Source organism: Streptomyces malaysiense (assembly GCF_000980885.2).
GTDB classification, from domain to species: Bacteria; Actinomycetota; Actinomycetes; order Streptomycetales; family Streptomycetaceae; genus Streptomyces; species Streptomyces malaysiense.
This window is the reverse complement of record NZ_LBDA02000071.1, coordinates 39,984-56,057: the sequence shown is the minus strand read 5'-3', so window position 1 is coordinate 56,057 and position 16,074 is coordinate 39,984. Positions and strand designations below refer to the sequence as shown.

The following is a 16,074-nucleotide window of genomic DNA, read 5'->3' as shown; positions in this document are numbered from 1 at the left end:
CCGCTGAGAACTCCATCAGGCGTTCGGCCGAGCCCCCGACCTCGCCGCCTCCTCCATCGCCGAAAGCCGGGACAGCATCGGCATCGGATCCACCCCCACCGCCCCCGGCAGGAACTCCGCTATCCGCTCCGGCGTCCAGGACCCGCCCTCGGCACAGGCGGAGCGCAGCTCGCGCGGCTGGGCCCACACCGCGATCCTCGCCCCCGCCACCGAGTACACCTGCCCGGTGATCCCCTCCTCCGCCGCCCGGTCCGAGAGCAGGTACACCACCAGCGGAGCGACGTCCCCCGCCGACCCCATCCCGGTCAGCTCCATGGGAACGTTCGCCGACATCCGCGTCCGCGCCACCGGCGCCACCGCGTTCGCCGTCACCCCGTACTTGTGCAGCCCCAGCGCCGCGCTGCGCACCAGCGAGATGATCCCGCCCTTCGCCGCGCTGTAGTTCGCCTGGGAAACGGAGCCCTGGTGGTTCCCGCTGGTGAAGCCGATCAGCGTCCCGGACCGCTGCCGCCGCATCACCGCGGCGGCCGCCCGGAAAACGGTGAACGTGCCCTTGAGGTGGGTGGCGACGACCGGGTCCCAGTCCTCCTCGGTCATGTTGAACAGCATCCGCTCGCGCAGGATGCCGGCGACGCACACCACTCCGTCGAGCCGCCCGTACGCCTCCAGCGCGGTGTCCACGACCCGCTGTCCGCCCGCCATCGTGGAGATGTCGTCGGCGACCGCCACCGCGTCCCCGCCCGCCGCCCCGATCTCCTTCGCGACCGCCGCGGCGACCTCGCCGGTCGGCGCCGTGCCGTCCGTCGCGACGCCGTAGTCGTTGACGACGACCCGCGCCCCCTCCCCCGCCGCCGCCAGCGCGACCGCCCGGCCGATCCCACGCCCCGCGCCCGTGACGGCGATGACCTTGCCTGCCAAGAAGTTCCCCACGCCCGGCCCCTTCCCGCGGTTTCTGACGGTCCGTTAGATTTTATGGCCCGGCTCACGCGCGGACACAAGCCCCGGGGAGGCACCGGATGACACTGCCGCAGGAGTTCCACGAGATCGCCGAGCGCGTGAACAACTGGGGGCGGTGGGGCGCCGAGGACGAGACCGGCACGCTCAACCTGGTCACCGACGAGGTCGTGCGCGGCGCCGTCGCCGAGGTGCGCACGGGCCGCCGGGTGCCGCTCGCGCTGCCCCTCACCCACGACGGCGTGCAGACGGGCGTGATCCCGGGCCGGGTCGATCCGCTGCACGCGATGACGCAGATCAACCAGGAGCTGTTCGGGCCCGGCACGGTGGCGTGCAGCGACGACATGGTGACCCTGGGCCTCCAGGCCGGCACGCACTGGGACGCGCTGCCCCATGTCTCGCACGGCGGACGGCTCTACAACGGCCGCCCCGCGTCCACCGTGACCGCGCACGGCGGCGCCGAGTTCTCCGGGATCCACAGGGTGCCGCCGGTCGTCTCGCGCGGGGTGCTGCTGGACGTGGCGGGGGCGCTGGGCGCGGAGCGGCTGCCCGGGGGCCACGCGGTCACACCGGAGGACCTGGAGCGTGCGGAGGAGTTCGGCGGGGTGCGGGTGCGCGCCGGCGACATCGTGCTGGTGCGCACCGGCCAGATGCGGGTGTACCTCGGCGGCGACCGGCACGGGTACGGCCATCCTTCCCCCGGACTGTCGATCCGCACACCGGAGTGGTTCCACGCCCGCGATGTGGCCGCCGTCGCCGGCGACACGCTCACGTTCGAGATATTCCCGCCCGAGATCGACGGTCTGTGGCTGCCGGTGCACGCGCTGCACCTGGTGGAGATGGGGATGCTCCAGGGCCAGAACTGGAACCTGGAAGAGTTGTCCACAGCCTGTGGAGAGTCCGGGCGCCACGCGTTCCTGCTGTCGGCGACGCCCGAGCCGTTCGCCGGCGCGACGGGATCGCCGGTGGCACCGGTGGCGGTCCTCTGACCGCCGCGCTTCACCGGCCGGCGGCGCGGTCGCCCCCCTGCGCCGCACGCCCGCGCCGCCGTCCGGTGCGACCCGCTCTCGGCGAGGACCCCTGGCCACCGCCCGGCCCTCGCCGTCCCCTCGCGGCGGATCGACGCACACCAGCGTGTTCAGTCGGGCATGGATCGTCAATGCCGGGGCGGCAGTTCAGGACACGCGGCCGGTTCACGACGCCCGCGCACGGAGGCATCCCCCCGGCGCACCGCGACGCCCCGGGCTACACCGCTTCGAAGGCGAAGTCCTCGTACGCGGACGGACCGCCCCCGTACGCCACCGCGGCGCTCCCCTCCCGGCGCGCGCCGCCGTCCACCTCGCACCAGATGCTCTTGCCGGCGCCCTCACGGCTCCAGCCCCAGCGGTCGGCGAGGCAGTCCACGAGGGCGAGGCCCCGGCCGCCGGTGGCGTCACTGCCGGCGCAGCGCGGCACAGGGGCGCGGGAGCAGGTGTCCGTGACCTCCACACGCACCGTGGGCGAGGGGGCGGCGGGGGCCTGGGCGGCCGGCAGGGAGAGTCTGAGGACCGCCGGGCGGCCGGTGTGCACCACGGCATTGGTCACCAGCTCGGAGACGAGCAGGACCAGCGTCTCGGCCACCGGCTCGTCGGCCGCTATGCCCAGCCCGTCGAGCCGCGAGCGGGCCCACTTCCTGGCGCGCCCCACTTCCGCGGGGTCGGGCCGGATCTCCAGCTGCACTTGAAGCACCTGCACCGCTCACACCATCCGAACCGGCGGGACCGCGCTCCCACGCCATCGAACCGCCCCGGCGCGAGCCGTGACGACGATCACGAGGGCCACGATCGTAGCCATTTCCTGCATGGCCTGGACAACAGCCAGAGCAAGGGTCACGGAACGTGATCTCCTTGCCTCACAGCATGGTTGACGTACAGTCACCCCAACAAGCGCTTCGGGCATATTCCCTCGCGAAGGAGTACGCGTGGGGGATACTGTGCGACGCTTGCGCCGGGGAGTCGAACAGACGGGGACCTCACTCCGGTCCGCCCGGCGAGCAGCGGCGCGCACCGCGTGTCCCGGCGCCGCCCCGGGGGCACCGCCGGCATCGCCCGCGTTCGCAGCCACTCGCATCCCACACAAGGTACCGGAGCGCCCGCCGACTCCGGGCCGTGACGAGCCCTCGTGAAGGACACAACCCGGTATCGACGCTGTGTGATTCCGAGACGCCACGATCCGCGACATCTTGGGCCATGGCTTTGCTCCCGGTGCAGAGCAGCGGCGCTCAGCGCACCAGCGCGGCGGCGAGCAGTTCCTCACTCTCCGTGACTCCGCCGGAGCGCCCCGCGCGCACCCACGCCCGTTTCAGATGCAGATGGACGTCCGCCTCCCAGGTGAAGCCCATGCCGCCGTGCACCTGGAGGCAGTCGCGGGCGCCGCGCACGGCGGCCTCGTCGGCGAGCAGCCGGGCGGCCGCGATGTCGCCCGGGTCCCCGGTGACGGCGGCCGCGTAGACGGCGGCCCGCGCGGTCTCGGCCCGCACCAGGAGGTCCGCGCACAGGTGCTGGACGGCCTGGAACGCCCCGATCGGCCGCCCGAACTGTTGCCGTGTCCGGGCGTGTTGCACCGCCAGTTCGCGCAGCCGTACGGCACTGCCCAGTTGTTCGGCGGCGGTCAGGAGGACCGCGAGGGGGTCGGCGGCGGCCGGGTGCGGGACCCGGTGCAGGGGGGTCAGCGGATCGACCGACCGCAGCGGCACGGCTCCGCGGACGTCCCCCCGGACGACGTCCGCCGCCTCCAGCCATTCCACCAGCTCCCCGTCGACGGCGGCCACGGCCACCTCCCCGCCCGCCGCGCCCGGTACGGCCCCCGCCGCGAGGTGCGTGGCCACCAGCGGCCCCGGCAGCAGCGCCCGCCCGGCCTCCTCGAAGGCGAGCACGGCCTCGGGGCGCCCGAGTCCCACCCCGCCCTCCGCCTCCGGCAGCCGCAGCGCGAAGAATCCCGCCTCCCCGAGCGCCCGCCACAGCTCCCGGTCGAGCCGGCCGGGGGCGTCCACCGCCGCGCGCAGGGCCTCCCGGGGAAACCGCCGCTCCAGCAGCCGCCGCACACCCGTCCGCAACGCCTTCTGATCATCGGTGAGTCCGAAGCGCACGCTCATCTCCCCTTCGGCAGCCCCAGCATCCGCTCGGCCACGATGTTGCGCTGGATCTGCGAGGTGCCGGCCGCGATCGTGTACGACAGCGACGACAGCCGGTCGAGCACCCACGGCCGGTCCAGGTCGAGGGCACCGGCGCCGAGGACGTCGGCGGCGGTGTCGTACAGGTCCTGGCGGGCCGTCGAATAGCGGAGCTTGAAGACGGAGCCGGCGACCCCCGGCACACCCCCGTTCGCCGTCGCCTCGCTGACGTTCCACTGGGTCAGCCGCCACAGCGCGCGGAACTCGGCGTCCAGGCGGCCGAGCGCACGGCGCAGCACGGGGTCGTCCCAGCGGCCGTTCTCCCGTGCCGCGCCCGCGAGTCGGCGCAGCACACGACGACAGGCGACGACCTCGCCGACGAAGGCGGTACCGCGTTCGAAGGAGAGGGTGACCATGGTGACGCGCCAGCCGTCGTTCTCCGCGCCGACCCGGTTGGCGGCAGGCACCCGCACCTCGTCCAGGAACACCTCGGCGAACTCGGTGGACCCGGCGAGCGTGCGCAGCGGCCGTACGGTGACCCCCGCGGCGTCCATCGGCAGCGCGAGCCAGGTGATCCCCCGGTGACGGGGCGCGTCCGGGTCGGTGCGGACGAGGAGCTCGCACCAGTCGGCGACCTCCGCGTGCGAGGTCCAGATCTTGCCGCCGGTGACCACGTAGTCGTCGCCGTCCCGGCGGGCCCGGGTGCGCAGCGCCGCGAGGTCGGAGCCGGCGTCCGGCTCGCTGAACCCCTGGCACCACACCTGCTCGCCGCGCAGGATCGGCGGCAGCCAGCGCGCCCGCTGGGCGTCGGTGCCCTCGGCCGCGATGGTCGGCCCCGCGTGCAGCAGTCCGACGAAGTTCGCCCCGACGTAGGGCGCGCCCGCCTTCTCGGACTCCTCCAGGAAGATCATCCGCAGCGCCGGGGAGGCGTCCCAGTGGACGTCGGCGTACCCGGCGTCGTACAGCGTCCGCTGCCAGCCGAGGTCATGGGCGCGGCGCCCCGGCCAGTCGGCCGGATCGGGCTCCGGCCCGGCGGCGGGCACCGCCTCGGCGAGCCATTCCCGCAGACGCGCCCGGAACGCGGCCTCCTCGGGGGTGTCGGAGAGGTCCATCACCGGTCCAGGTCGAGGCCGAGCATGCGGATGGCGTTGCCCCGCATCAGCTTGTACACGGTCTCCTCGTCCAGGCCCCGCACATGGTCGAGGGCGATCTCCTCGGTGTGCGGGAAGGTGGAGTCGACGTGCGGGTAGTCGGTCTCGAAGGTGGCGTTGTCACGGCCGACGACGTCGAGCGAGGCGACGCCGTGCCTGTCGCGGAAGAAGCAGCAGTAGATCTGGCGGTAGTAGTACGTCGACGGGGGCTCGGGCACCAGATCCCGCACCCCGCCCCAGGCCCGGTGCTCGGCCCACACGTCGTCGGCGCGCTCCAGGGCGTACGGCACCCACCCCATCTGCCCCTCGGAGTAGGCGAGTCTGAGGCCCGGGAACCGCACCAGGACCCCGCTGAAGAGGTAGTCCATCATCGAGGCCATCGCGTTGTTGAAGCTGAGGGAGGCCTGGACGGCGGGCGGGGCGTCCGGGGAGGCGGCGGGCATCTGGGAGCTGCTGCCGATGTGCATGTTGACGACCGTGCCGGTGTCCTGGCAGACCGCGAAGAACGGGTCCCAGTAGCCGGTGTGGACGGACGGCAGCCCGAGGTGCGCCGGGATCTCGGAGAAGGTGACGGCCCGCACCCCGCGCGCCGCGTTCCGCCGTATCTCCTCGACGGCCAGCTCCACGTCCCACAACGGGATCAGGCACAGCGGGATGAGCCGCCCCCCGCTGTCCCCGCACCACTCCTCCACCATCCAGTCGTTGTAGGCGCGCACACAGGCGAGGGCGACCTCCTTGTCGTGCGCCTCGGCGAAGGTCTGCCCGCAGAAGCGGGGGAAGGTGGGGAAGCACAGACTGCCCTCCACATGGTTGAGATCCATGTCCGCCAGCCGCGCCTTGGGGTCCCAGCACCCCCGCCGCATCTGCTCCCGGGTGATCCCCTCCAGGGTCATCTCGTCGCGGTCGAAGCCGACGGCGGCGATGTTGCGCTTGTACGGGAACTTCAGGTCCTCGTAGATCCACCAGTCCGTCGCCGGACCCTCGGGGTCCATGGTGATCTGGTACTTCCCGCCCACATAGGCGAGTTCACCGATCCCCGCGGTGAGCGGCCGCGGCCCCCGCTCCCGGTACTTCGCCGGCAGCCAGGTCTCGAAGAGGTGGGCGGGCTCGATCACGTGGTCGTCGACGCTGATGATGCGGGGCAGTTCGGTCGCCATGGTTCCCCTCCGCCGGACCGGTCTCATCTGATGGAGCGTCAGTTAGCATGACATCTGACGATCCGTCAGCCAAGGCAGGTGGCAAACATGGACCCGACCCCATGGCGATCATGAATGAGACCGCGCGCTCCCTCGGTTCCGCCCGCACCCTGTGGGAACTGGCCGCCCGCCGCGCCGCCCGCACCCCCGACCGCCCGGTCTTCCTCCAGTCGTCCCGCTCGCTTACCTTCGGCGAACTGTGCGTGCGGGCGGAGCGGGTGGCGGCGGGCCTGTACGGCATGGGGGTGCGCGCCGGCACGGTGGTGGCCTGGCAGCTGCCGACCCGCGTCGAAACCGCCGTACTGTCCCTGGCGCTGGCCCGCCTCGGCGCCGTCCAGTCCCCCCTGATCCCCTTCTACCGGGACCGGGAGGTGGGCTTCGCGCTACGGGAGTCGGGGGCGGAGTTCTTCGCGGTACCGGGGGTGTGGCGCGGCCACGACCACACTGCGATGGCCCACCGCCTGGGCGCCCCCGGCGTCTTCCATGCCTACGACACCCTCCCCACCGGCGACCCCGCCACGCTCCCCTCCCCACCCCCCTCCGGCACCCCGGTCCGCTGGATCTACTGGACCTCGGGCACCACCTCCGCCCCCAAGGGCGTCCTGCACTCCGACCGCTCCCTGATCGCGGCGGGCTCCTGCCTGGCCCACGCGCTGCGGCTGCGCCCGGACGACGTGGGCTCGATCGCCTTCCCCTACGCGCACGTGGGCGGCGCGGACTACCTGGTGATGCTGCTGCTGTACGGCGTCCCGGCCCTCCTCCTGGAACATTTCGCCCTCCCGGACTCCCTGCCGGAATACCGCCGCCACGGCGTGACGGTGGCCGGCGGCTCCACCGCCTTCTACTCCCTCTTCCTCACGGAACAGCGCAAGCGGCCCGCCACCAGGCTGATCCCCACCCTCCGCCTCCTCGCGGGCGGCGGCGCCCCCAAGCCGCCCGAGCTGTACCACCAGGTGGTCCGCGAACTGGGCGTGCAGCTCACCCACGGCTACGGCATGACCGAGGCCCCGATGATCACCATGGGCGATCCCACGGACACCCCCGCCGCCCTGGCCACGACGGAGGGCCGCCCACCCGCGGGCATGGACATCCGCATCGTGGACGGCGAGATCCACCTCCGCGGCGAGGCCGTCTGCCACGGCTACCTCGGCTCCTCCCCGTCGCCCTTCACCCCCGACGGCTTCCTCCCCACCGGCGACCTGGGCCACCTCACCCCCACCGGCCACCTCGTCCTCACCGGCCGCCGCAAGGACGTGATCATCCGCAAGGGCGAGAACATCTCCGCGAAGGAGATCGAGGACCTGCTGCACGGGCATCCGGCGGTGGGGGACGTCGCGGTGATAGGTCTGCCGGACGAGGCGCGGGGGGAGTTGGTGTGCGCGGTGGTGGAGCGAGGGCCCGGCGCGGTGGAGTTGACCTTGCCGGAGGCCGTCTCGTATCTCCGCACCCGGGGGCTGGCGACGCACAAACTCCCGGAACGGCTGGAGGTGGTGGCGGAGCTGCCGCGGAACGGGGCGTTGCGGAAGGTGCTGAAGTACAGGTTGCGGGAGCGGTTCTCGCCGTCGTGAATCCGGGCACCCAAGGGTGGCCTCACCTACGGGGCCGACGTGATCGACCTCGTAGAAGGTACGCCGCTCCAGGCCGCCTGCACGATTTTCAGGGGGCTGCGGGAAGCGTCTTCCGCGCTGCCGAGGTTGGCTTGGCTCCAGCCAGAGGAAGTAGTTGGTGTAGCCGCCTCGACAACGAGCACTCCCAGAAGCCGTCGGACGCCCCCCCTGTTCGATGTGGTCGTAGACCTGACCACCTACTGAAGCCCGCCCAGCGGCAATACTCCGCCGGTCACCACGGCGTTCAGAAGCAGCGATCTTCACCCTCAGCTCGGCCGGACGACGGGCGCTTCCTTGGCCTGGAGTACTCCACACGCGGCACGCGGCCTCGGTACCGTCAAAGGGAGAAGCCCCGACGGATGGAGCACCATGCCTCGCCGCCCACTGGACCGTCGGCGCCCCACCGATAGGGGGGGCGCGCTGATGTTGGAAGAAGCTGAAGAGATCGGCCGTCGTGCCCGCCGCGCCAGGCTCCGCCTCGGCATGACGCAAGCTGACCTCGCTGCCGCTCTGGGCAAGACGCAGGGCTGGGTGTCCAAGATGGAACGCGGGCTCATCGAGTTGGACCGTGTCGGCCTGCTCAACCGGCTGGCGTCGGAGCTGCACGTTCACCCGAACGACCTGATCGAGCGGCCGTACAACAGTTCCCCGACCGAGAACCAGTGGCAGGTAGCGGCCGCTGCGATCACGCGTGAACTGCGTCGCTACGATCTTGCTCCGGTCTTTGACGGAACCCCCCGGCCCGCCCACCGACTCTGGCAGGAGACCGCTCGTCTGCATCGCCTGCGTGACGCTGCCGCCAACGTGTCCATCATGGAAGTACTCCCCGACCTGTTCCGCGAGGCACGCGCCCTCGCCGAGGTCTCCACGGGGCACGAGCGGGAAGAGGCGTTCGCAATCTACGCCGTGTGCTGCAAGTTCGCCCACACCGCCGCGCACGCTCTCGGACACCCCGAGCTGGTCGCCATGGCAAGTGAGCGAGCCGCTTGGTCCGCCCGGCAGTCGGCCGACCCCGTCATGCCCGCCGTCGCCGACTGGATGCGCGTCTGGGACATGTGGGCCACAGCGGACTGGGACGATGCCATCGCGCTGTCGGACAAGGCCATTCACTCTGTGCAACAGGCGTACGACCAGGGCGAGCCTCTCGCCCTCCGCGCGTGGGGTTCCCTCCAGCTTCGCGCGGCTGTCTCCGCCGCACGAGCGGGCCACAGCGCGGAAGCCGAAGACCGCATCACTCACGCACGGACCGCAGCCGACCGGATGGCGGGGTACGAGGGACCTCCCGTGTACGACCGTCACAGCCTGACGTTCTCCCCCGGCAATGTGCAGATTCACGCGATCAGCGTGGCTCTGGAGATGCACGAGCAACACAAGGCCCTGACGATAAACCGCCGTACGAGCCCGACTCTGATCGGTTCGCTCCCCAACTCCCGCCGCGGTCACCATCACATGGACCTGGCGCGCGCCTGGCTGTGGGACGGGAATCGAAGCAAGGCACTGAGCGAACTGGAGACGGCCGAGCGCATCGCGCCCCAGCTCATCCGCAACCATCCCATCGCCCGGTCAACCCTGCGCAGCATCGTGTACGCCGAGCGAGCGACCACCCGGGAGAAGCTGCGCCGCATGTCGGACCGGTTCCACCTCGACGGATAGGGGTCGTATTCCTTCGATTCATATTGTCTCCTGGAGACCTTCCTAGCTTCGAGGCATGAGTGAACAGACCTCGAAGCAACGTCCTGTCCCGAGGGTCGAGTTAGCGGCCCGCGCATCGTTCCATCCCCGCCTCGGCGATCTCGCTCTCGACCTCGCGAAGGCGGGCAGGATCGGCGTGGTCGTCGCTCTGCCGAGCGACATTTCTGCGTCGTACCAGTTGCGCCCGCCCGGCGGCGGCGAAGACTGGCGAGCCCGGTCCGACGGACGCACCCTGCGCCCGGTGCCGGTCTCGGTCACGCATGTCACGCCCCTGAAGCAGGCTGCCGCCTACGACCATCGCGCACGACAGGCCGCCGTTCCGGTGACTGTGCACTACGAGGACGGTGACACCTGCGAGACGATGCTCGTACTCACTTCGACACAAGTCGAGCTGTACTACATGCAGTTCGACCAGCTGATCGAGGCGGAGGAAGCGGCTCGGGAGCATGAGCTGCGATCTGGGCCGTGCTGACGCTCACGCCGGTGGCTTCCGTGCGTACCTCGGTGCGGTCGCCCATCGCCTTCCGCTGCGAGGCGACCGCCCGCGACCTCGGCGGCTCCCGCGAGGTCCTGCTCGCCACCTATCGGGGTCGGTCTCCTCGTCTAGCGGCACGCTGGCTACGCACCGAAGCGCTCCACCTCTCCCGGCTGCTGTCTCCGGATCCCGGAGCCATGTTCCTCGGGGACGCGCCACTGACTGTGGCGGGACCGGAGGCGCCGCGTCCTGACGCCGAGCTGCGCGCCTGGGCCGGCGGTGACCAGGCGTACGAGTACGCACTACGTGCCCTCGCCGCCGGCCACGCCTTCATGTTCGCCGTGACCGACCACGACGCCCGCTACTCCCTCCAGGTGTATCCGCTCCTCGCGCGGCACCCGGCACCCCCGGGAGCCTGCGTCCCCGGCCGACATCCATCCCACTCACCGGCACCAGCGCAGGTCCACCACCTGCCATGGGTCTTACCGTCCGACCAAGGGAACTGAGCCAATGGAGCAGTTCGAGCGTGCCCGGCTCGACTCGTACTTCGCACGTATCGCCCACGCCTTCGCCCCTGCGGAGAAGCCGTCGGCCTTCCTGATCACGCACCTGCTGCCCGAGCGCCCCTCGTTCGTGCGGGCCGTGGGCATCGGCACCGGCCTGCGCGCCGTGCTGCCCAAGCCGAAGTCCGTCGACCTCGCCGCTCGCCGCGAGATCGAGAGGACGACGCAGTGCGACGTCCTCTCGCGGGAACTGTTCGAGAGTCCTGAGAGCGCGGTCGACTACATGGAGTCCCGGGCGAGTGGTGAGGCTGTCGTGCTGCTCGATGTCGGCGGGTACTTCGCGTCGACCCTCGGCGCGATGTGTGAAAGGTTCTCAGGCCGGATTCTGGGTGTGGTCGAGGACACGGAGAACGGGCACAAGCGGTACGCGGGCGTCGGAAAACTGCCTTGCCCGGTCGTCTCTGTCGCCCGCTCCCCGTTGAAGGATCCCGAGGACTTCCTCGTGGGTCAGTCGGTCGTGTTCTCGACCGAGGCACTGATGAGGGGCCGCGGTGACATCCTGCACGGCCGCCCGGCTCTGGTGATCGGCTTCGGCAAGCTCGGTTCGAGCATCGCCCGGCTGCTGCACGCCAAAGGCGTACAGGTCACTGTCCACGACGTCGACCCTGTCCGACGCACACAGGCACTCTCGCAGGGCTTCACCGTCGCCAGGGACCGTGACGCCGCATTGCACGGAGCCGGTCTCGTCCTGTGCGCGACCGGTGCCGTGTCACTGCGGGGCGAAGACTTCTCTGCCCTGCGGAACGGCGCCTACGTCGCCACGGTCACAAGCAGCGAGGACGAACTCGACCTGGCCGGTCTCCCTGCCGTGTACCAGCGAACCCCGAACGGGGAACACGTCACCCGGTACCAGACGATCGGCCACTACTTCTACCTTCTCAACAGCGGCAACGCCGTCAATTTCCTGCACGGCGCCAGCGTGGGCCCGTTCATCCGCCTCGTGCAGGCGGAAATTCTCGCGGGCATCCGAAATCTCACGCGCGGAGATCTCGGACCCGGTATGCACGAGGTCGACGCCACGGATCGCGCGACCATCGCCGGAACGTGGCTGAACTACTTCAACCGCTAGGAGGAACAGCCTCATGTCGATCACCGCACAGCACGTGCGCGACGCCCTCGGCGCCTACCTCACCGACCACCCGGACGAGAAGGACGCCCTTGCCACCCTGCGTGAGGGCATCGAGGAAGCCGGCGACTCGATCGCCTCGCGCAAAGAGTTTCGCGGACATGTCACCGCCGGTGCCGCCCTGGTCCGCCCGGACGGCCGCGTTCTCATCATCGAACACCGCGCCCTGCGCGAGTGGCTGCTGCCCGGCGGACATGTCGAGAGCAGCGACACGAGCCTGCGGGACGCCGCCCTACGCGAGTTGGCGGAGGAGACCGGCATCAGCCGCGATCAGGTGGAGCCGGACGGGGAGGCGCCCCTGCACATCGACGTTCACACAATCCCGGCGAACGAAGCGAAAGGCGAACCGGAACACCTGCACTTCGACTTCCGCTTCCTGTTCCGCACCACCGCGGACGCGGTCGAGCTGCAGGAGGAAGAGGTCACGAACTACTCCTGGCAGTTCACCGACATGCTGACGACCGAGCCTCTGCGGTCCCGTGTGATGGCCGCCGCGAGCGCGTAAGGCCGCCGCTCACGTCCGGGCTGCTCCTCCTTCTGAACGGCATCAGGGGCAGTCCGGCTGTCAGCACACAACCGGGCACGTAAGAAGTGGCGCAGGAACAGATGCGCCTGCATTGGCCATCGCTATGCGCCAATCTCTTCCGTCGAGAGACACGTCTACTCACTACTGCTGATATCTACCTGGAAGTTGATGCGGATACCGGCCCGCCTGCGTCGAGGTCGCCGACACGGCCCCCGTCGGCCGGGCCGTCCGCGACAGCAAGCAGGACGACGGTCCCCTCCTCACCGTCTCCCGCGAGACCTGGCAGGCCTTCCTCCGTCAGTTCTCGTAGGCGCCGCGCGGAACAGCGAAGGGCGCCCGGCGGCACGTACTACGCCGGGCGCCCTTTCATGTGTCACAGCCTGCTCAACGACGCCGTCGCGTACAGCACGTCCCTGATCGCCTCCCGGTCTCCGAGTTGGCCCGCCGCCGCTTCCTCCGGGAGGAGGTGGCCCGCGGCCAGGTGGCAGAACTCGACGGAGTCCAGGGCCACGTGGGCGACCTCCAGGTCGGTGGAGGGGGTGGCGGAGGGGGAGTCGAGGGGGATCAGCCAGTCGCCGCCGGCGGGGCCCTCGATCTCCAGGCGGAGGGTGCGGCCGGGGTGGCCGGCGGGGGTCAGGTGGCGGGTGGTGCGGGGCGGGGTGGACAGGCCGGAGCGGCGGCGGGCGGCCAGGGCGTCCGGCAGGAGGCGGACGGCGAGGTCGATCATCTTGTTCAGGTGGCGCGGGGCCGGCGGGCGGTAGGGGTAGTCGACCGCGTCCGCGATGTCCTCCGCGTGCACCCAGCAGCCGAACGCGCGGTCCAGCATCGCGTCGTGCAGCGGGAGGTCGAAACCGCCGTAGGGGACGGTGAGTCCGCCCGTGTCGCCGCCGGTGAAGGACACCGTCCGTACCAGGGCGTGGGTCTGCTCGCGCCAGGGCACGCGGACCGCGCGGGTCTGCGGGAAGGGGGTGGACCGCCAGAGGGCCTCGGTGCGGGCCGTCGGGCCCGGCGCCGGGTCGGTGTCCCCGAGCGGGTCGTCCAGGCCGAGCGCCGCCGCGATCACGCCGTCCACGGCCAGCAGATGCGCGATCACACCCGCGACGGTCGTACGACGGCTCGTCCGGACGTCGTCCTCGAACCACCGCAGCCGCACCGGCGCATGCCACTCCGCGTCCCCGAAGTCCTGGAGCAGCGCGTCCAGGCGGGCGGCCTCCGCGTCGTACGGCGCGGCCCACTCGGGCACCGGGATGCGCGGCGGCCGGCGGTCGAGGCATGTCTCCAGGACGCGGGTGCGCAGCGCCGGATCCAGGTCGAGGGTCTCGTGCTGGTGCAGCAGGCCGACCGCCTCGCGCAGCCGGCGGGCCTCGTCGGCGCAGCCGCCGCAGTCGCCCAGGTGGTGCTCCACCGCCTCCGTCTCCGCTGCCGAGCACGCGGCCAGCGCCCACGCGCCGAGCAGCGACTTCAGCACGTCGTGGGGCAGGTCGAGCGGCACGGACCCGCCCTCGTCCCGGTCGACGGGGCCGGGCAGCGGGCGGCCGCCGTCCTCCACGCAGGCGCGGGGCGTCGGCATGCGCCGCTCGCGGGGCTCCCCGAACTCCGCCCGGAACTCAGCCGCCCCGCTCATGCCGCACCGCCGCAGCCCGGGGGAGCCCCCACGTCGTGCGCGGTGGACAGCAGTTGCAGGCCGAGACGGAGCCGGCGGCGGGCCTCGTCCTCGGTGACTCCCAGGTCGGCGGCCGTCTGGCGGTAGTCGCGGCGCTGGAAGTACGCCAGTTCGAGGGCGTGGCGCAGCGGGACCGGCATGGAGTGCACGATGTAGTCGGCGCGGGCGGCCACGGAGGCGCGGCGCACCTTGCTCTCCAGGTCCTCGCCGCCGACCGGTTCCTCGGCCTCGTCCAGGTCCTCGCCCGGCCGTCCGCCGAGGCCCCGTTCTTCCCGGTCCCGCAGGCGCTGGACGGCGAGGCGGTGGGTGACGGCCGCGATCCAGGTGCGCAGCGGGCCCCGCTTCGGGTCGTACGTCTCGGGGTGTTCCCAGATGTGCGCGAAGACCTCGCGGGTCACGGCGTCGGCGGCCTTCTCGTCGCCGAGGACGCGGTGGGCCAGGCTGTGCACCAGGGAGGCGAACCGGTCGTACGCCTCGCCCAGGGCGGCCGCCTCACCACGGGCGAGCCGCTGCTGCATCTTGCGGTCCCAGCGCGGTGGCGCGTCCTTCTTGGCCATGGGGTCCCCTCCCCTCGCCCGTCGTCCGGCCCGCCGGTGTCCGTTGTCCGTGCGACCGTTGTCCCGAATGTAGTCGGCACCCCGGCGGAGCACGTCTCTTCGTGTCAAAGCGCGGCGCGGGAGCGCCGCAGGTGATAGTGCCCCCTTCACAGTTCCTCCACGCACGGGCCGCGCATATCCGATCGAATTGGATCGGTAGTGACTGAAATAAGACCTTGAACGATCGTGTGCTGTTTGCCGCATCGAGTTTCAGGGAAACGCGGCTGGGCAGCCGCGCGGAATGAAACGTAGGAACGGCTTCCGGTTCCGGGCGGTTCCGGGAGAACCCGCGAGCGGAGGAGCTGGGCCGTGGCATTCAATGTGACCGGCGTCGAAAGAGGCGACTGGGCCGTGCTCCAAGTGCGTGGCGAACTGGACCTCATGACCTCTCCGGTGCTGCGCCAACACGTGCACGACGTCGTGGCCGAGGGCCACCACAGCCTGGTCGTGGACCTCTCCGACGTCTTCTTCTGCGACTCCAGCGGCGTCGGCGTGCTCATCGCCGCCCGCCGGCTGATCCGGTCCTGCCAGGGGCGGCTGCGGCTGATCCTGCCGGACCGGGGCGCCGACGACGGCTCGCACGTCAACCGGGTGCTCGGGGCGCTCGGCGTGCGCCGCCTCTTCGACTGCCACCCGGACCTCGACACCGCCACGAGCGATGAGGCGGGACCCCTGTCGGCCTGAGCCGCCGTGCCCGCCGCACCCGGTCACCCCCTTGTCGTCCGTGTCGCGGAATTCCCCCGGTCTTGGCACAACCCCCTGTTTTCCGTCACTTTGCCGTCACCCACGCCGTACGCTCCGTGCGAGGAACGCGAGATCACCCCCCACGCACACGTAAGGCGGTCCGAACAGACATGGTCAGCACCGAGTACGAGCGCCGGATCGCCGCCCGGTTCGCCACCTTCGACCAGGACGGCAACGGATTCATCGCCCGCGAGGACTTCAACTCGGTGGCCAAGGCGCTGCTCGCCGAGTTCACCGTGACCGCCCGCTCCGACCGCGGGCAGGCGCTGTACGCCGGCGCCGAGGCGTTCTGGCAGGGCATGGCCGGGATCGCGGACCGCGACGGCGATCAGCGCATCACCCGCCAGGAGTTCGTCGGCGGCGCGGTCAAGCGGCTGCGCGACAACCCCGACCGGTTCGCCGAGATCGCCCGCCCCTTCCTGCACGCGGCGCTGGCCGTCGCGGACGCCGACGCGGACGGCCGGGTCACCGTCGAGGACGCCACGCGGCTGCTGCGGGTGTGCCAGGTGCCCCGGGAGATCGCGGGGTCCATCGCCGCGGCCCTGGACGCCGACGGCGACGGCGAGATCGACGAGCGGGACGTCGTACCGGCGTTCGCGCGCTACTTCACCATCGCCGAGCAGTGAGCCG

The 16,074-nt window shown here is 71.4% G+C and carries 16 protein-coding genes and 1 pseudogene; 10 read left to right on the top strand and 7 right to left on the bottom strand.

The window, feature by feature from the left end:
- Positions 1-15: 15 nt before the first annotated feature.
- Positions 16-930: an SDR family NAD(P)-dependent oxidoreductase gene (locus VT52_RS27835; RefSeq protein ID WP_046420807.1), complete on the bottom strand. Its 915-nt coding sequence runs from the start codon at positions 928-930 to the stop codon at positions 16-18.
- Positions 931-1,016: 86 nt separating this feature from the next.
- Here VT52_RS27835 and VT52_RS27830 point away from each other — a divergent pair, with 86 nt between their 5' ends.
- Positions 1,017-1,943 (top strand): cyclase family protein, encoded by a 927-nt coding sequence (locus VT52_RS27830; protein WP_046420805.1) that lies wholly within the window; start codon positions 1,017-1,019, stop codon positions 1,941-1,943.
- A 256-nt stretch (positions 1,944-2,199) separates the two neighbouring features.
- On the opposite strand, the gene VT52_RS27825 is transcribed toward VT52_RS27830, so the two are convergent.
- The 4 genes from VT52_RS27825 to VT52_RS27810 form a co-directional block, all read right to left on the bottom strand.
- Entirely contained in the window at positions 2,200-2,673 is a 474-nt protein-coding gene (locus VT52_RS27825) for an ATP-binding protein (RefSeq protein ID WP_046420803.1), read from the bottom strand.
- A 541-nt stretch (positions 2,674-3,214) separates the two neighbouring features.
- Positions 3,215-4,087 carry an acyl-CoA dehydrogenase family protein gene (locus VT52_RS27820; RefSeq protein ID WP_420856313.1) on the bottom strand — a complete coding sequence of 291 codons (873 nt, stop codon included), beginning with the start codon at positions 4,085-4,087 and terminating at the stop codon, positions 3,215-3,217.
- Positions 4,084-5,217 carry an acyl-CoA dehydrogenase family protein gene (locus VT52_RS27815; protein WP_046420796.1) on the bottom strand — a complete coding sequence of 378 codons (1,134 nt, stop codon included), beginning with the start codon at positions 5,215-5,217 and terminating at the stop codon, positions 4,084-4,086. Before VT52_RS27815 ends, VT52_RS27820 begins: the two co-directional genes overlap by 4 nt.
- Positions 5,217-6,413: an amidohydrolase family protein gene (locus tag VT52_RS27810; RefSeq protein ID WP_046420794.1), complete on the bottom strand. Its 1,197-nt coding sequence runs from the start codon at positions 6,411-6,413 to the stop codon at positions 5,217-5,219. Before VT52_RS27810 ends, VT52_RS27815 begins: the two co-directional genes overlap by 1 nt.
- Before the next feature lie 110 nt (positions 6,414-6,523).
- Between VT52_RS27810 and VT52_RS27805 the strand changes: the two genes are divergently transcribed.
- From VT52_RS27805 to VT52_RS36135, 7 genes and pseudogenes are all read left to right on the top strand, one after another.
- The gene (locus VT52_RS27805) at positions 6,524-8,020 is read left to right on the top strand and encodes a class I adenylate-forming enzyme family protein (protein ID WP_046420851.1); all 1,497 of its coding nucleotides are present in this window, start codon (positions 6,524-6,526) and stop codon (positions 8,018-8,020) included.
- A gap of 462 nt (positions 8,021-8,482) precedes the next feature.
- Positions 8,483-9,712: a helix-turn-helix domain-containing protein gene (locus VT52_RS27800; RefSeq protein ID WP_046420793.1), complete on the top strand. Its 1,230-nt coding sequence runs from the start codon at positions 8,483-8,485 to the stop codon at positions 9,710-9,712.
- Positions 9,713-9,767: 55 nt separating this feature from the next.
- Positions 9,768-10,223: a hypothetical protein gene (locus VT52_RS27795; protein ID WP_079175318.1), complete on the top strand. Its 456-nt coding sequence runs from the start codon at positions 9,768-9,770 to the stop codon at positions 10,221-10,223.
- An 11-nt stretch (positions 10,224-10,234) separates the two neighbouring features.
- A complete protein-coding gene (locus VT52_RS27790; RefSeq protein ID WP_240509899.1) occupies positions 10,235-10,732 on the top strand; it encodes a hypothetical protein in 498 nt (165 codons plus the stop codon).
- 4 nt (positions 10,733-10,736) lie between these two features.
- Positions 10,737-11,858 carry an adenosylhomocysteinase gene (locus VT52_RS27785; protein ID WP_046420791.1) on the top strand — a complete coding sequence of 374 codons (1,122 nt, stop codon included), beginning with the start codon at positions 10,737-10,739 and terminating at the stop codon, positions 11,856-11,858.
- 13 nt (positions 11,859-11,871) lie between these two features.
- Positions 11,872-12,420, top strand: coding sequence for an NUDIX hydrolase (locus VT52_RS27780; RefSeq protein WP_046420789.1), 549 nt, complete (start codon positions 11,872-11,874; stop codon positions 12,418-12,420).
- Positions 12,421-12,637: 217 nt separating this feature from the next.
- Positions 12,638-12,751 (top strand): annotated as a pseudogene (locus VT52_RS36135) (DUF397 domain-containing protein); the annotation flags it as partial.
- A gap of 63 nt (positions 12,752-12,814) precedes the next feature.
- On the opposite strand, the gene VT52_RS27775 reads toward VT52_RS36135, so the two are convergent.
- Positions 12,815-14,065, bottom strand: coding sequence for a maleylpyruvate isomerase mycothiol-dependent enzyme family protein (locus VT52_RS27775; protein ID WP_240509898.1), 1,251 nt, complete (start codon positions 14,063-14,065; stop codon positions 12,815-12,817).
- Complete coding sequence (locus VT52_RS27770) at positions 14,062-14,661, bottom strand: RNA polymerase sigma factor (RefSeq protein ID WP_046420788.1); 600 nt, start codon at positions 14,659-14,661, stop codon at positions 14,062-14,064. The genes VT52_RS27775 and VT52_RS27770 overlap by 4 nt, the downstream gene beginning before the upstream one ends.
- 348 nt (positions 14,662-15,009) lie before the next feature.
- On the opposite strand from VT52_RS27770, the gene VT52_RS27765 reads away from it, so the two are divergent.
- The gene (locus VT52_RS27765) at positions 15,010-15,384 is read left to right on the top strand and encodes an STAS domain-containing protein (RefSeq protein WP_046420787.1); all 375 of its coding nucleotides are present in this window, start codon (positions 15,010-15,012) and stop codon (positions 15,382-15,384) included.
- 170 nt (positions 15,385-15,554) lie between these two features.
- Positions 15,555-16,070: an EF-hand domain-containing protein gene (locus VT52_RS27760; RefSeq protein ID WP_046420784.1), complete on the top strand. Its 516-nt coding sequence runs from the start codon at positions 15,555-15,557 to the stop codon at positions 16,068-16,070.
- The last annotated feature ends 4 nt before the right edge of the window (positions 16,071-16,074 follow it).

Excerpts from the sequence above, each read along its gene's own strand:
- VT52_RS27830 (WP_046420805.1), top strand. The coding sequence starts at position 1,017 with ATGACACTGCCGCAGGAGTTCCACGAGATCGCCGAGCGCGTGAACAAC.
- VT52_RS27820 (WP_420856313.1), bottom strand. The coding sequence starts at position 4,087 with ATGAGCGTGCGCTTCGGACTCACCGATGATCAGAAGGCGTTGCGGACG.
- VT52_RS27815 (WP_046420796.1), bottom strand. The coding sequence starts at position 5,217 with ATGGACCTCTCCGACACCCCCGAGGAGGCCGCGTTCCGGGCGCGTCTG.
- VT52_RS27810 (WP_046420794.1), bottom strand. The coding sequence starts at position 6,413 with ATGGCGACCGAACTGCCCCGCATCATCAGCGTCGACGACCACGTGATC.
- VT52_RS27805 (WP_046420851.1), top strand. The coding sequence starts at position 6,524 with ATGAATGAGACCGCGCGCTCCCTCGGTTCCGCCCGCACCCTGTGGGAA.
- VT52_RS27800 (WP_046420793.1), top strand. The coding sequence starts at position 8,483 with ATGTTGGAAGAAGCTGAAGAGATCGGCCGTCGTGCCCGCCGCGCCAGG.
- VT52_RS27795 (WP_079175318.1), top strand. The coding sequence starts at position 9,768 with ATGAGTGAACAGACCTCGAAGCAACGTCCTGTCCCGAGGGTCGAGTTA.
- VT52_RS27785 (WP_046420791.1), top strand. The coding sequence starts at position 10,737 with ATGGAGCAGTTCGAGCGTGCCCGGCTCGACTCGTACTTCGCACGTATC.
- VT52_RS27780 (WP_046420789.1), top strand. The coding sequence starts at position 11,872 with ATGTCGATCACCGCACAGCACGTGCGCGACGCCCTCGGCGCCTACCTC.
- VT52_RS27775 (WP_240509898.1), bottom strand. The coding sequence starts at position 14,065 with ATGAGCGGGGCGGCTGAGTTCCGGGCGGAGTTCGGGGAGCCCCGCGAG.
- VT52_RS27770 (WP_046420788.1), bottom strand. The coding sequence starts at position 14,661 with ATGGCCAAGAAGGACGCGCCACCGCGCTGGGACCGCAAGATGCAGCAG.
- VT52_RS27760 (WP_046420784.1), top strand. The coding sequence starts at position 15,555 with ATGGTCAGCACCGAGTACGAGCGCCGGATCGCCGCCCGGTTCGCCACC.